12 protein-coding genes are annotated in these 13,673 nt (G+C 60.4%); 8 read left to right on the top strand and 4 right to left on the bottom strand.

The genetic code is table 11. The features are described from left to right. Positions 1 to 6 precede the first annotated feature (6 nt). From CKA81_RS16710 to CKA81_RS16725, 4 genes are read left to right on the top strand one after another with little or no spacing between them, the layout of a single operon-like run. The gene (locus CKA81_RS16710; protein ID WP_128356315.1) at positions 7 to 1,206 is read left to right on the top strand and encodes an acyl-CoA dehydrogenase family protein; all 1,200 of its coding nucleotides are present in this window, start codon (positions 7 to 9) and stop codon (positions 1,204 to 1,206) included. A gap of 35 nt (positions 1,207 to 1,241) precedes the next feature. Then, entirely contained in the window at positions 1,242 to 1,655 is a 414-nt protein-coding gene (locus CKA81_RS16715) for a RidA family protein (protein WP_128356316.1), read from the top strand. Positions 1,656 to 1,674: 19 nt separating this feature from the next. After that, positions 1,675 to 2,352: a Crp/Fnr family transcriptional regulator gene (locus CKA81_RS16720; protein ID WP_128356317.1), complete on the top strand. Its 678-nt coding sequence runs from the start codon at positions 1,675 to 1,677 to the stop codon at positions 2,350 to 2,352. Between the two features lie 10 nt (positions 2,353 to 2,362). Next, positions 2,363 to 3,766: an amidase family protein gene (locus CKA81_RS16725; RefSeq protein WP_128356318.1), complete on the top strand. Its 1,404-nt coding sequence runs from the start codon at positions 2,363 to 2,365 to the stop codon at positions 3,764 to 3,766. Positions 3,767 to 3,769: 3 nt separating this feature from the next. Here CKA81_RS16725 and CKA81_RS16730 read toward each other — a convergent pair whose 3' ends face one another. Together CKA81_RS16730 and CKA81_RS16735 are read right to left on the bottom strand one after the other, a co-directional pair. Further along, positions 3,770 to 4,669, bottom strand: coding sequence for a spermidine synthase (locus CKA81_RS16730; protein WP_128356319.1), 900 nt, complete (start codon positions 4,667 to 4,669; stop codon positions 3,770 to 3,772). A 39-nt stretch (positions 4,670 to 4,708) separates the two neighbouring features. Next, positions 4,709 to 5,119, bottom strand: coding sequence for a DoxX family protein (locus CKA81_RS16735; RefSeq protein WP_128356320.1), 411 nt, complete (start codon positions 5,117 to 5,119; stop codon positions 4,709 to 4,711). Between the two features lie 153 nt (positions 5,120 to 5,272). On the opposite strand from CKA81_RS16735, the gene CKA81_RS16740 reads away from it, so the two are divergent. Then, complete coding sequence (locus CKA81_RS16740; protein ID WP_128356321.1) at positions 5,273 to 6,166, top strand: LysR family transcriptional regulator; 894 nt, start codon at positions 5,273 to 5,275, stop codon at positions 6,164 to 6,166. Positions 6,167 to 6,180: 14 nt separating this feature from the next. On the opposite strand, the gene CKA81_RS16745 is transcribed toward CKA81_RS16740, so the two are convergent. Next, on the bottom strand, positions 6,181 to 6,558 hold the full coding sequence (locus tag CKA81_RS16745; protein ID WP_128356322.1) for a COG4315 family predicted lipoprotein: 378 nt from the start codon (positions 6,556 to 6,558) through the stop codon (positions 6,181 to 6,183). Between the two features lie 184 nt (positions 6,559 to 6,742). Between CKA81_RS16745 and putA the strand changes: the two genes are divergently transcribed. Genes putA through CKA81_RS16760 form a run of 3 tightly spaced genes read left to right on the top strand, consistent with a single transcriptional unit; the run spans position 6,743 to position 12,873 of the window. Then, on the top strand, positions 6,743 to 10,726 hold the full coding sequence (gene putA / locus CKA81_RS16750) for a trifunctional transcriptional regulator/proline dehydrogenase/L-glutamate gamma-semialdehyde dehydrogenase (RefSeq protein WP_128356323.1): 3,984 nt from the start codon (positions 6,743 to 6,745) through the stop codon (positions 10,724 to 10,726). A 9-nt stretch (positions 10,727 to 10,735) separates the two neighbouring features. Further along, positions 10,736 to 11,764, top strand: coding sequence for an Ldh family oxidoreductase (locus CKA81_RS16755; protein ID WP_128356324.1), 1,029 nt, complete (start codon positions 10,736 to 10,738; stop codon positions 11,762 to 11,764). Continuing rightward, positions 11,761 to 12,873, top strand: coding sequence for a hypothetical protein (locus tag CKA81_RS16760; protein ID WP_128356325.1), 1,113 nt, complete (start codon positions 11,761 to 11,763; stop codon positions 12,871 to 12,873). The genes CKA81_RS16755 and CKA81_RS16760 overlap by 4 nt, the downstream gene beginning before the upstream one ends. Positions 12,874 to 12,877: 4 nt before the next feature. Here CKA81_RS16760 and CKA81_RS16765 read toward each other — a convergent pair whose 3' ends face one another. Next, positions 12,878 to 13,582 carry a transglycosylase SLT domain-containing protein gene (locus tag CKA81_RS16765; protein ID WP_228255752.1) on the bottom strand — a complete coding sequence of 235 codons (705 nt, stop codon included), beginning with the start codon at positions 13,580 to 13,582 and terminating at the stop codon, positions 12,878 to 12,880. Between the last annotated feature and the right edge of the window lie 91 nt (positions 13,583 to 13,673).

The raw sequence follows: 13,673 nt of genomic DNA on the forward strand, positions 1-13,673 counted from the left end.
AGAATAATGAATCAAGTGACTTCGACAACCGTGCCCAGCGCGCAAGCACTTGTCCAAGCCGCCAATGGTCTTATCCCGCTATTGAGAGAGAAAGGGCCACAGCACGATCTGGACAAGCGCATTTCCGACGAGGCGGCCAGCCTGCTGCGCGACAACGGTTTCTTCCGCATCTGCCAGTCCCGGGAGAACGGCGGTTACGGCATGCGACCGTCGGTGTTGTGGCGTGTTACCCGCGAGATCGCCCGGGGCGATAGTGCGACTGCATGGATACTGAGCCTGGCCGGCCTGCACCCATGGATGGCCGGCATGTTCTCGCCCGCAGCCCAGGATGACGTCTTTGCCGATGGCGCCGACGCGGTGGTTATTGCGCTGACCGGCAACGTAGGCCGTGGCGTGGACGTCGCTTACGATGGCGAGCACTTCACGCTGACCGGGAAATGGACTTATGCATCAGGCATAGATGTGGCCGACTGGGCTTGCGTGCTGGTGGATGCGCCCATGAAGGACGGCAACGAGCAGCGCCTGCTGCTGGTGCCCAAGGCCAGCTTCGAGATCGATGACAGCAGCTGGAACGTCATGGGCATGCGGGGCACTGGCAGCAAAGACGTCTACCTTAAAGGCGAGAAGGTGCCGGCGTATCGCAGCGTGCGCTGGAAGGACTTGCAGCGGGTCAACTACCCGGGCCGCGTACGTAATAAAGATCCGATGTATGCAATTCCGCATACCAGTCTGTTTGCGATGTCGGTCGCGGCGGCTGTATCGGCGGTGTCGTATGGCATGCTGGATCTTTACCGCGACGTCCTGAAAAGCCGCCGTCCCGCAGGACTGAATGCCCCCCAGACTGAAGACCGATTCTCGCTGGCCGAGCTGGGCAAGGCGGCCAGCCATCTCGATATGGCCTTCAATCAGTTGATGCATGATGTCGACGAGCTTTATGACTTGGCGGCACAGGGCCATGTCTTTACTGTCGAGGAACGAGCAAAGTATCGGGTCAACGCGGCCACGATCTCCGATCTCGCCATGCAGGCTGTTAATGCTATGGTGCGCAATCTTGGCGGCAGCCTTTTGCCCAACGGGCCCATTGAGCGCTGCTTCCGCGATTTTCACAGTATGGCTTCGCATTTCTTGCTGCAGACCAATCCTGCCGCAGAGGTATTTGGCCGCACATTGCTGGGCCTGGAACTGCCCGCCAATGCGCGAGTATGACAACTGAAGTTCAACCTAAGTAAAGGAATCATTCCATGAGCAATATCCAACGCCTGCGTCTGCCTGAAGACGACCCTACATTTGGCAGCAACAAGGTTTTCGATCTATTCAAGTATTCGCCGGCAGTACGGGCCAACGGCCTGGTCTTTATCGCTGGGCAGGTCGGCATTCGTCCCGATGGGACCATACCCGAGACCGCTGAAGAGCAGATCCGTGTTGCCTTCAATCGCCTGCAAGCCATTTTGAAGCACGAGGGCCTGGGCTTCGAGAACCTGGTCGAGTTGGTGTCCTACCACGTGCGCATCGACGAGCAACTGACGACATTCCGCGAAGTGAAGGACGAGTTCATCAAAAGCGACTTCCCCGCCTGGACTATCCTGGGAGTAGAGTCGCTGGCCCGCGATACACTTCTTATAGAAATCAAGGCCATAGCGGCTGTTGAGAAATAAATTCCTAGCGGCGGAGTCCATGGCCACCAAACCGAAGCCCCGTATCACCGAAACCTGGTATCTGGACGACGCCGTTGCGGGGCCGTGGATCCGATCGGCGCACCTGGGGCAACGCCGTACCTACAAAAAAGGCGAGTTTCTCTATCTGCAGGCGCAGGTCAGCTCGCTTTTCTACTTCGTGTTGCGTGGCCGTGTCCAGGTCTCCATTTTCCGTGAAGATGGATCTGAGTTTGTACTTGAAGTCATGGGGCGATGGGCCTTATGTGGCGAGGCCGCCGCATTCGACAATTTGCCGAGCTTCTCGGCTGCCATGGCGGTCGAGGACGTTGAAGTTATTGTTTTCGACGCCAAGAATATGGAGCAAGCTTTTGCCTTGCACCCGGAACTGGCCGTCGCGCTGCTGCGCATTTCGGCCATGAAACAGCGTGTTCTGGGCGGGCGGCTTCAATACCTGGCCTCTCCCAAGCCCGAGAAGCGCATTTTCGAATTGCTAAGTCGATTGGCCGAACTTTACGGCACCGAGAAGGATGGCGGGATCCTCATCGGCATCACCCTTACGCACGAGACGATCTCCGCCATGACGGGGGCGTCGCGCGTGACCGTCACACGGACACTGGCGCGCCTGAAGAAAGAAGGCGTACTGACGACCCACAATAAACAATTGCACATCCTGGATCCCAGGAAGTTGCTTCAATAACGTATTTCCCATGCCGCATCGATCCGCCTATTCAACGCTCCGCGAGGCTTATGCCCGCAAGGCTTGCACGCCAGTTGAAGTGACCCGCTCGGCGCTCGCGCATGCTCAGGTAGTGAATAAGCAGACCAATGCCTTTGCCTTGCTGGACGAGCCCAGGGCTCTTGAGGCGGCACAAGCTTCTGCCAGTCGTTGGGACGCGGGCGAACCGCTAAGCCTGATCGATGGGATGCCCATCACAGTAAAGGAGTTTGCATCGGTCACGGGTTGGCCCACGCGCAGGGGGTCGGTGCTGACTGACCCTGCGCCCGCCGTTCAGAATAGCGTTTTCGTCTCGCGCCTCCGGGCAGCCGGCGCCGTGTTGCTGGGCAAGACCCGCGCGCCAGAGTTCAACTGGAAGGGTGTGACTGACAGCCCTGGCTACGGTATTACGCGCAATCCATGGAACCCTGATTTAACTCCGGGTGGCAGCAGTGGCGGCTGTGCGGCCGCAGTGGCTGCCGGCGTGGTTCGCGTTTCCATTGGCAGTGATGCGGCCGGCTCCGTGCGCATACCGGCCGCTTTCACGGGCACGATTGGTCTCAAGCCCACTTTCGGACGGATACCCGTGGTGCCGTTCGCCAGCCATTTCTCGGGTCTGGCCCATTTCGGCCCTATCGGCGCCAGCGCCCGGGACATTGCAGAGGTAATGGAAACCGTAGCCGGCGCACACCCCGGCGACTGGTCGTCGTCGATGGGCAATGCGCAATGTATCAACCCGTCGGCGACCGACGTTTCCGCGCTTCGGATCGGCGTGTTGCAGTCCGCCGACCTGGGTCCAATGGACGCAGCCGTACAGCGAGGCTTGCAAGAGTTTCTGGACGGCGTGAACCGTGGCGGCTTGGCTTGCCAACCGATCCGGTTGGACGTGCAGGGTGCTTCCGAGGCCGGCGCCATGCTTTACCGGTTGGGTTGTGCACGGTCCTTAAGCAACATAGACAGCGCGCAATACGACCGCATGGATCCGGGATTGCTCGAGTATCTCCAATACGCGGGTGAATTGTCCTTGGAAGATTACCTGGGGGCATTGGCAATCCGCGATGCTTTTGCCAGCAAGCTTGCCGAGGTCTTCACGCAGGTCGATGTCCTGGTGCTGCCTACTGTGCCCGTCTTGCCATTTCGGGCCGGGATCAATGTGCCGCCCGGATGGCCCGGCAATGATTGGCTGTCCTGGAATCCGTTTACGCCTGCGTTCAATCTTGCGCAAAATCCGGTACTTAGCTATCCGGTGTGGCCGTCGGAGTGCGAACTTCCCATTGGTGTCCAGTTGGTTGCCCCGGCGCTCGAAGAAGGGCGCCTGCTTGCTCTGTCTTCATGGCTGGAAGAGCGCATGCCGCTCCAGAGGGGCGTGGCGGCGTCGTACCGGCCGGCCGTCTAGCGTCTAGTCCGTCAATACCTCGGCCTGCGTGTTCCAGTCGCTCTGGCGCGAAAAGCGCTGCAGTTCCCGGTCGACGTCTATGCCGAAGGGTGCCAGCGTCGTCGCGAGGGCGGCAGCGTTTCGGGCCAGCGTCTCGTCGTCGGGGAGCGGCCCGCGGCTGGCAATAATCACGCGGTTGCCGTCGCGCAAATTGAAGAAGTCGCCAAACACGGCCGCGTAGGTGGCCGATTCCTTGTCGTACATGTCGCTAAGCGTGAAGGTGTTGGCGACCAGCACGCCATCGGGCGCAAGCAGCGCGCGGACATGCTGCAAAAACTCTACGGTAAGCAGGTGGGCCGGAATGTAGTCGACATCGAAAGCGTCCAGCATCACCATGTCGTATTGTTGTCCCGCCCGGTGTGCCCGTTCCACAAACGCGCGACCATCTTCCACGAACAGGCGCTGTCTTGGGCCTTGCTTGTAGCCGAAGTAGCGTTCGGCCACGCGAACGACGGCTGGGTCGATTTCTACGCTGTCAATGGCGGCATCGGGCAATATCTTGTGGAAGGCCGTGGGAATGGTTGCGCCGCCCAAGCCAATAATCAATACCTTCTTCGGTGCCGGATTCAGGAACAGCGCGCTGGTCATCATGCGGGTGTACTCGAACACCATACGGTCCGGATCATCAAGGTCCAGACAGGTTTGACGCCCGTTGTCGATGATCTGGCTGAAGTTCAGGCAGCGCTGCCCGTTCTCTTCAATGACCAGTACTGGTGCAAACTCGGATGGCTCGGTATGGACCAGCCTGGGAGGCGTGGCGTCCAGCAACGCGTAAGTTGTCAGGACGGCGGCGCACGCCGCCAGGGTAATGCTCAATAAGATGGAAAGCCGCGGTCCGCGGCTTTTCCTGTTTCGTTCGGCCATGCCCGTAAATCCCATAGTGATTAGGCGGCCAGGCTTGAACTACACCTTGTTGCGTGCGTCCAGGCTCCATGCGCCGGCGCCATGTGCGGCAAAGGCAAGCAAGCCGCCAACGATGGCAATATTCTTGAAGAATAGCAGTTCGGCGACGAAGGCCTGGTCGGCAGGAGCCGCCCAATAAGCGTGGAAGAAGATGCCGGCCACCAGGGTAAACAGTGCCAGGACCAGCGCAGCGGCGCGCGTACGGTAGCCCAGCAGCAAGGCGGCGCTGCCGCCGATCTCCACCACAATGGCCAGAACCGCGCCCAGCGTAGCCAGTGGCAAGCCTACCGAGGAGATATAGCCGACCGTGCCTTCAAAACCGGTCAGTTTGCTGATTCCTGCGGGCAGGAAGAAGGCGACCAGCATAAGGCGGCCGATGAGGGATAAGGAATTTTGCGAGTTCGAGGACATGGGGCTGGGCTCCGTAAAAATTTAATAAAGGTTGTGTTGGTATCGTTGGAACGCGCGGTGTCGTATCCTTCGATGCATGGGCTCTACTTTATTGTCTTCGGACGGTGAGATAAACAGCCCCTGCCGAGAAACATTGTTGCGATTAGCGAGACTATGGATCGATTTCTAGAGATGCAAACATTTAACGCGGTGGTCGAGGCCGGCAGCTTTGTGGCGGCAGCGGAAGCGTTGAACGTCTCCAAGGCAGCGGCCTCACGGCATATCGTTGAACTGGAAACCCGCTTGGGTGTGCGCCTGCTCCACCGGACCACGCGGCGGCTGTCGCTAACGGAAGAAGGCAAGGTTTTTTACGCACGCAGCAAAGAGCTGCTGGAAGAACTTGACGACGCCGAGGCCGAGGTCACTGCGCACACTGATACGGCGCGCGGCGTGCTACGCATCAACGCGCCTTTTACTTTCGGTATTTTGCATCTGGCGCCTTTGTGGGGCGAGTTTCGCGCCCTGCATCCCCGCGTGACGCTGGAGATCACTTTGGCAGACCGGGTTATCGATCTCGTGGAAGAGGGCTTCGATGTCGCGATCCGCATCGCTACCCTCGAAACCTCAACACTGGTCAGCCGTCGCCTGGCGACCACCCGCATGGTGCTGTGCGCGTCGCCGCAATACTTGCAGCAACGCGGCACGCCCGTCCATCCCGAAGAGCTCTCGGACCATGAGGTGATTGGCTATAGTTACTGGTCAACCCGCGACGAGTGGCGTTTTGACGGCCCGAGTGGCCCGGTAAGTGTGCGCACCCGGCCGCGCATTTACTCCAACAACGGCGAAACCTGCCTGGCTGCAGCTTTGGCCCACCAGGGTGTCATCCTGCAGCCCAGCTTTCTGGTGGAGGCCGATTTGGCGCGCGGCAAATTGGTAGAGCTGATGCCAGAATACAAGTCCATTACCTTGGGCATCTATGCGGTCTACCCGACCCGCAAGCATGTCTCGCATAAAGTACGCGCCCTTGTCGACTTCCTGGCCGAGCGGTTTGCCGGCAAGGGCGCGTAGCCGTCTGGGTCTGATCAAGGCTTCACGACGTGCCAGACCTCGCGTACCTTGTCGCCGGTTTTATCACCTGCCTTGGTGTCTTTGGCGAAGGTATATAAAGGCTGTCCTTTATAAGCCCATTGTTTCGTGCCGTCATCGCGCTCGACGATGCTGTAGTCACCTTCCGGATTGGCATTGGCATCGGCCACTACGGGTGGCCAGGCTTTTGCGCACTGGTCGTTGCAAACGCTTTTACCGCTATTGGCCTGGTCTTTGTCGAAGGTATATACGGTCATCCCTGCTTGATCAACGAGGATGCCATCTTTGGTTTGTAGCGGGGCCTGTGCGTAGGCAGCAGCCGTAAACAGGGTCATAATTGAAAACAGCAGGATGGTGGGACGGAAGTACGTCATGGAACTCTCCTGAAGAAAGGCGGTAGGCCGCCGGTGGACAGCAATTGTTATTCCAGTAATGACGGTATGGAAAGTGCTGAAGCCGTTCAGTGCTTGCGAACCGGGCAGGGCAGCATTATGATGACTCAATTGGGTTGCACATAGTTGCACCTTAGCCCCTCACACATACTTCTTGCGATACCTCATGGCTACCACGACAACAACCACCCTGGGCGTCAAGCTCGACGAAGCAACCCGCAACCGCCTGAAAGAAGCGGCACGCAAGATCGATCGTACGCCTCACTGGCTGATCAAACAATCCATTTATACCTATCTCGAATCGCTCGAAAGCGGAGTCCCCATCCAGGATCTCCAAAACGCCGCAGCGCGTTTGGCCAGTGGTGATATCGATGTGCTGGAGACGCTGCCGGCCACGACGCATCAGCCCTTCCTGGCCTTTGCCGAAAGCATCTTGCCGCAATCCGTTTTGCGGGCTGCCGTTACGTCCGCCTACCGGCGCCCCGAACCCGAAACCGTCCCGGTATTGCTCGAGCAGGCAAGGCTGCCAGCGGATGTCGCGGCATCCGCCAGTCAGCTGGCTTACAAGTTGGCCGAGAACCTGCGCAACAAGAAGAACGCCACGGGGCGCGCCGGCCTGGTGCAAGGCTTGTTGCAGGAATTCTCCTTGTCGTCACAAGAAGGCGTGGCCTTGATGTGCCTGGCCGAGGCGCTGCTGCGTATTCCCGACAAAGGCACCCGCGATGCCATCATCCGCGACAAGATCAGCGACGGCAATTGGCAGGACCACTTGGGGCAGAGCCCCTCGCTGTTTGTTAATGCCGCCTCCTGGGGTTTGTTGATCACCGGCAAGCTGGTGTCTACCCATAACGAAACCGGCCTGTCCAGTTCCCTAAGCCGCATTGTGGGCAAGCGCGGCGAGCCCTTGATTCGCAAGGGCGTCGACATGGCCATGCGCCTGATGGGCGAGCAGTTCGTCACTGGCGAAACCATAGGTCAGGCGTTGGCCAACGCCAGCTCGCTCGAAGCGCGTGGCTTCCGATATTCGTACGACATGCTGGGTGAAGCCGCCATGACGGACGAGGACGCCCGCGTCTATCTCGCGTCCTACCAACAAGCCATCCATGCCATAGGCAAGGCATCCAATGGCCGCGGCATCTACGAGGGGCCCGGCATCTCCATCAAGCTTTCCGCCTTGCATCCGCGCTATAGCCGCCCGCAGTACGAGCGCATGATGGCAGAGTTGTACCCGCGCCTGCTGGGTCTGGTGGAACTGGCACGAAGCTACGACGTGGGAATCAACATCGATGCGGAAGAGGCTGACAGGCTGGAGATCTCGCTGGACCTGCTGGAGCGTCTTTGTTTCGAGCCCTCATTAAAGGGCTGGAATGGTATCGGTTTTGTGATCCAGGCCTACCAGAAGCGATGCCCCTATGTTATTGATTATTTGATCGATCTTGCGCGCCGCAGCCAGCATAGGCTGATGGTGCGCCTCGTTAAAGGCGCGTATTGGGACAGCGAAATCAAGCGCGCGCAAATCGACGGTCTGGAAGACTACCCGGTGTTTACCCGCAAGGTTTACACCGACGTTTCCTTCCTGGCCTGCGCCCGCAAGCTATTGGCTGTACCCGACGCGATCTACCCCCAGTTCGCCACGCATAACGCGCACACCCTGGCTGCCGTGTATTACCTTGCGGGTCAAAACTACTACCCGGGGCAGTATGAGTTCCAGTGCCTGCACGGCATGGGCGAGCCCTTGTACGAGCAAGTCGTCGGCAAGACCGCCGATGGCAAGCTGAATCGTCCCTGCCGAATATACGCGCCCGTGGGCACGCACGAAACCTTGTTGGCCTACTTGGTGCGCCGCCTGCTTGAAAACGGTGCCAACACTTCTTTTGTGAACCGCATCGCCGATACTTCCATCCCGCTGGAAACCCTGGTGGAAGACCCTGCCGTCACCATTGCTGCCATGGCCGAGCAGGAAGGCAGCGTGGGCCTGCCCCATCCGCGCATTCCCTTGCCAAATGCACTTTACGGAGCGGTGCGCAGAAACTCGCGCGGCATAGACTTATCCAACGAGCATCGTCTGGGTTCCTTGGCCAGTGCGTTGCTGGCCAGCACGCATGCCACTTGGCAGTCGCAGCCGATGCTGGGCGGGCCGGTGCCGAAAAGGGCCTGGGAGCCCGTGCTGAATCCCGCCGACCATCGCGACATCGTCGGCCATGTGCAGCTTGCCACGGCTGAAGACGTCAAGATGGCTGTCGACGCCTCATTGGCCGCCGGCTCTATCTGGCAGGCTACGCCCGTGGCGGAACGTGCGGCGGCCCTGGAGCGTTGCGCCGACCTGATGGAAGCCGAGATCCAGCCACTGATCGGCCTGATGGCGCGCGAGGGCGGCAAAACCCTGATCAATGGTATTGCCGAGGTGCGCGAGGCGGTCGACTTTCTGCGCTACTACGCGATGCAGGCGCGCGAAGATTTCTCCAACGACAGTCATCGTCCGCTGGGCCCGGTGGTTTGCATCAGCCCCTGGAACTTCCCGCTGGCCATCTTTACCGGACAGATCGCCGCCGCGCTGGCTGCGGGCAATACCGTGCTGGCCAAACCGGCCGAACAAACTCCCTTGATTGCCGCGCAGGCCGTACGTCTGTTGTTGCAAGCCGGTGTGCCGGAAGGCGTGATTCAGCTGCTACCGGGCGACGGTGCCATTGGGGCGGCCCTGGTGGCCGACGAGCGCGTCAAGGGCGTGATGTTTACCGGGTCTACCGAGGTGGCCCGCATTCTGGCCGGCAACCTGGCAGGCCGACTGGATGCCCACGGGCGGCCCGTGCCTCTGATAGCCGAGACGGGCGGGCAAAATGCCATCATCGTTGATTCCTCAGCGCTGGCCGAGCAGGTGGTGCTCGATGTCATGACCTCGGCCTTCGACAGTGCGGGCCAGCGTTGTTCAGCGCTGCGTGTGTTGTGCCTGCAAGAAGATGTGGCTGATCGCATCATCACCATGCTGAAGGGGGCAATGATCGAGTACCAGATGGGCAACCCCGACAACCTGCATGTCGACGTCGGACCGGTCATCGATGCGGAGGCGCAAGCTGTCATCGAAAAGCATGTGCAGGCCATGCAGGATAAAGGTCGCAAGGTGCATCGCCTGGCCAGGGCTGATGCCGAGGCCTTGTCGCATGGCACTTTCGTGACGCCAACTCTGATTGAAATCGAAAGTCTGGACGAGCTGGAGCGCGAGGTCTTTGGGCCTGTCGTGCATGTGCTGCGATACCGTCGAGAAAACCTGGATCGCCTGATGGACGACATCAACGCGACCGGCTATGGCCTGACCCTGGGCGTGCACACGCGCATCGATGAAACCATAGAACGAATCGCCGATAGCGCGCATGTGGGCAATATTTATGTCAATCGCAATATAGTCGGGGCGGTCGTGGGGGTGCAGCCTTTCGGCGGCGAGGGGCTCTCGGGTACGGGCCCCAAGGCCGGCGGTCCGCTCTATATGTACCGCTTGTTGTCCAGCCGACCAGCCGATGGGGTAAGCGGTACATTCGCGCGCATGGACAATATCGGTGGCGCCCCCGACACACGGCTGCAAACCGCCCAGATGAAGCGGGACGCCGGCGCGCACGAAGCCTTGAAGGCATGGGCCCAGCAGCAGGGCCTTGCCGACCTCGCCGAGCAATGCGACACCTACGCGGCGCAGTCGCAAAGCGGCTTCATCCGGCCACTGACAGGGCCTACCGGCGAAAGCAATACCTATCGGCTGCTGCCTCGCGAGCGCGCTCTCAGCCTGGCCACATCCGAAAGCGACCGGTTATGCCAACTGGCGGCCCTGCTGGCGGTTGGGTGCCAGGCGCTATGGAACGAAACCGAAGACACCCGCGCGCTACGAGATCGCCTGCCGGAGCAGGTACGTGCCCGCATACAGCTCGCGTCCGACTGGACGGCGGAAGAGCTGGATTTCGACATCGTGCTGCATCACGGCGATTCCGACCAACTGCGCGAGGTCAGCAAGCAGGTCGCCCAGCGCAGTGGACCCATCGTGGGTGTGATCGGGCTGGCGCAGGGCGATACATCCATACCGCTGGAGCGCTTGCTGCTGGAAAGAGCCGTCAGTGTCAACACCGCTGCGGCAGGGGGTAATGCCAGCTTGATGTCTATCGGTTAAGGTGCAGCCATGAACGCTGCTCAAACGAACCCGGGCCAGACCCGGGTGCCATACAGCGAGCTTGTCTTGCTGTTGATCCGTATCTTCGAGCGCCATGGCGTGTCGCCCGCCGTCGCCATCATTCTGGCCGAAAACTGCGCCAGCGCCCAGCGCGACGGCGCCGACAGTCACGGCATCTTCCGCATACCCGGCTATTTGTCGACGCTGGCCAGCGGCTGGGTGGACGGCACGGCGGTGCCTGAAGTGACCGACGCCGCGCCCGGTTTCATCAGCGTGGATGCCCGTAACGGCTTTGCACAACCGGCTTTAGCGGCAGCGCGTGGGCAACTGGTCGACAAGGCGCGCCGCAACGGCATCGCCTTGCTGGCCATCCATAATTCTCATCACTTTGCCGCCTTGTGGCCCGACGTGGAACCGTTAGCCGAAGAAGGCCTGGTGGCCTTGAGCTTCGTCAACAGCATGACCTGCGTGGTGCCGCATGGCGGCCAGCGGCCAGTGTTCGGCACCAACCCCATTGCCTTTGCGGCGCCACGGGCCGAGGGCCAGCCGCTGGTGTTCGACCTGGCTACCAGCGCCATCGCCCATGGCGACGTGCAGCTCGCTGCCCGTGAAGGCCGCGAGCTGCCACCCGGCTACGGCCTGGACAGCGCGGGACAGGCCACCTGCGATCCGCAGGCGATTTTGGACGGTGGCGCCTTGCTGCCGTTTGGTGGCCACAAGGGTTCGGCTCTGTCGATGATGGTGGAGCTACTGGCCGGTGCCCTGACGGGTGGGAATTTTTCTTTCGATTTCGATTGGTCCAGACATCCCGGTGCCCAAACGCCCTGGACCGGGCAGTTATTGATTGCGATTGATCCGGCCAAGGGGGCGGGACGCAATTTCGCCGAACGCGCAGAGCAGTTGGTCGCCGCCCTGCACGGCGCCGGCCAACAACGCTTGCCCGGAGACAGGCGCCATCTGCAGCGCGCGCAGTCGATGGCGCAGGGTGTCGCAATAGCCAGCGAGCAACTGGCCAAACTTACCGAGCTTGCCGCATGAGATCCTTTCTGTTGGCCCTGGTCTTTGCCATCTTGGCCGCGCTGCTTATTACCAGTCTGTCCAAGCCGCAAGCTCTGGAAGCGAAGTTGCTGAACTTGCAGGTAGAGCAGTCCATGCCGCAGATGGCGACGGAACTGCGCGGCGAGCCGGCCGAGCTCCAAGCGCTTTTTCTTGTTTATTCGGACGACCCGGTGTTGCTGGCAAAGGCCAGACTAGCGCTGCTGCGTTACCCCGATATGGCCAGGCCTATCTTGTTGAACTTCGGCGCAAGCAAGGACTTCCAACAGGTGCTTCGTGCCTACGGCGAAGACGTCACCTTGCCCATACACTACTTCCTGACCAATGAAGTCGCCACCATCGAGTGGCTGCGCCGCATCAGGGATGCATCACAGTCAGCGCTCAACGCCATGGGTCGACTGTGGCAGCAAGAGGGCGACCAGGCCGGCGAAGCTGCGGGCAATGTGGCGCTGTCGGCCGACGAACGAGCTGCCTATGCTGTTCAGTTCCTCAAGGCCGAAGGCTACGACTTCCTCGGCCAGTTCATCTTGACGCCGAAGGGCGAAGTCAGCTGGATCCAGACAGAGCGGGTACTGGAGGGCATCGCCGGCTTTTTTGCCAGCGGGATAAAAGGTCTGGAGATCAAGCTTAGACAGGATGAGACCCTGGCAGCTGGTGACGTCGGATGGGCGGCGGTCGATGTCGCCGTGGGCGTCGGAGCGCTCAAGGTGTTGCGCATGGGCCGGGCGGGCGCTGCAGGCAGCCGCGCGTTAAGCTTTCCGCAGCGTACGGCGGTGCTGGGCGCCGGATTGTGGCGCGGCAGCGTGATCGGCTCGCGCTTGGTGAAGTACGGCGCGCCCGTGGTGCTGATCTATATAGCCATCAGGCATCCCAGCGTCATTAACTCCCTGCTGGGGCAGGCAGCGGAAAACCTCGGCCTGCCGGTACCCCTGGTTCAGTTTGTGGGATGGACGCTGGTGTTGCTGCCCATCATGTTGCTGTTGCGGCTGATGCTTGCGCCGCTGGGTTGGCTGATGGCCGGTATGGTGGGCATGCTGCGTTGGCTGGATAAGTCGCTGCGCAGATCAGCTGCAGACGGCACCGCTACGTGAACGTTTAGCCGTTCACCGCCGCTTGGTCGGCCACCTGAGCAAGCTTGCGAGACTCGTTAAGAATCTTATTGGGGTAGCCGCGCGCGTTGCCGGAGTATTTGTGCAGTGCCTTGGTCAGGCTGCCGCCCGCCAGTTCCAGATACTCTTCCAGAATGTCCGCGCCTACCCGGATGTTCACTTCCGGATCAAACAGCGACTCAGAGCGATCCAGCTTTTCACGATGCCAACGGCGAACCACTTGCATCAAGCCTTGGGCACCATAGCGGCTTTGCACTTTGGGGCGTAGCGAGCTTTCTTTCTGCATGATGGCAATCAGCAGCTCCGGTTCGATGCCATCGCGCTTTTCCGCCTCGGCCCAGGCCAGGTCCACATATTTGCGTATGGCGGTTGGGGCTTGCTTGAACTTCTTTGCCAGGTAGCGGGTCTGCGCTTGTTTGCCAGCTTCCTCTGCCACCGCCTGCATATGATGCTCGCCCAGTCGCTCCACCCGGGGTTCTGGCGCGGTCGTGTCACCCGTCCACTCGCGAAATACCAGTTCGGTGGAAATCGCGACCTCTTGGGGGGCGCTCAGGCCAAGGGCCGATGCGCCGGCCGGGGCTACCATGCAGCACATCAACAATAGCGGGACGGCGGTCCTGTATAGGTGATGGCACAGCAGGTGGGGGGTGGGTTTTTCGGGGTTGGTGTTGGCGTTTGCGGGGATGGTCATTGGTCCTGGCGCATGGGGCGCCGCTATTTTCTTTAATAATCATAGCATTGCCTCGATGGTTACTGCTTCAGGCGATGTAAGGAAACGTACG

The sequence above is a fragment of the Pollutimonas thiosulfatoxidans genome (assembly GCF_004022565.1).
Taxonomy (GTDB): Bacteria; Pseudomonadota; Gammaproteobacteria; order Burkholderiales; family Burkholderiaceae_B; genus Pusillimonas_D; species Pusillimonas_D thiosulfatoxidans.

Coding starts and splice junctions, on each gene's coding strand:
- CKA81_RS16710 (WP_128356315.1), top strand. CDS start 7: ATGAATCAAGTGACTTCGACAACCGTGCCCAGCGCGCAAGCACTTGTC.
- CKA81_RS16715 (WP_128356316.1), top strand. CDS start 1,242: ATGAGCAATATCCAACGCCTGCGTCTGCCTGAAGACGACCCTACATTT.
- CKA81_RS16720 (WP_128356317.1), top strand. CDS start 1,675: ATGGCCACCAAACCGAAGCCCCGTATCACCGAAACCTGGTATCTGGAC.
- CKA81_RS16725 (WP_128356318.1), top strand. CDS start 2,363: ATGCCGCATCGATCCGCCTATTCAACGCTCCGCGAGGCTTATGCCCGC.
- CKA81_RS16730 (WP_128356319.1), bottom strand. CDS start 4,669: ATGGCCGAACGAAACAGGAAAAGCCGCGGACCGCGGCTTTCCATCTTA.
- CKA81_RS16735 (WP_128356320.1), bottom strand. CDS start 5,119: ATGTCCTCGAACTCGCAAAATTCCTTATCCCTCATCGGCCGCCTTATG.
- CKA81_RS16740 (WP_128356321.1), top strand. CDS start 5,273: ATGGATCGATTTCTAGAGATGCAAACATTTAACGCGGTGGTCGAGGCC.
- CKA81_RS16745 (WP_128356322.1), bottom strand. CDS start 6,558: ATGACGTACTTCCGTCCCACCATCCTGCTGTTTTCAATTATGACCCTG.
- putA (WP_128356323.1), top strand. CDS start 6,743: ATGGCTACCACGACAACAACCACCCTGGGCGTCAAGCTCGACGAAGCA.
- CKA81_RS16755 (WP_128356324.1), top strand. CDS start 10,736: ATGAACGCTGCTCAAACGAACCCGGGCCAGACCCGGGTGCCATACAGC.
- CKA81_RS16760 (WP_128356325.1), top strand. CDS start 11,761: ATGAGATCCTTTCTGTTGGCCCTGGTCTTTGCCATCTTGGCCGCGCTG.
- CKA81_RS16765 (WP_228255752.1), bottom strand. CDS start 13,582: ATGACCATCCCCGCAAACGCCAACACCAACCCCGAAAAACCCACCCCC.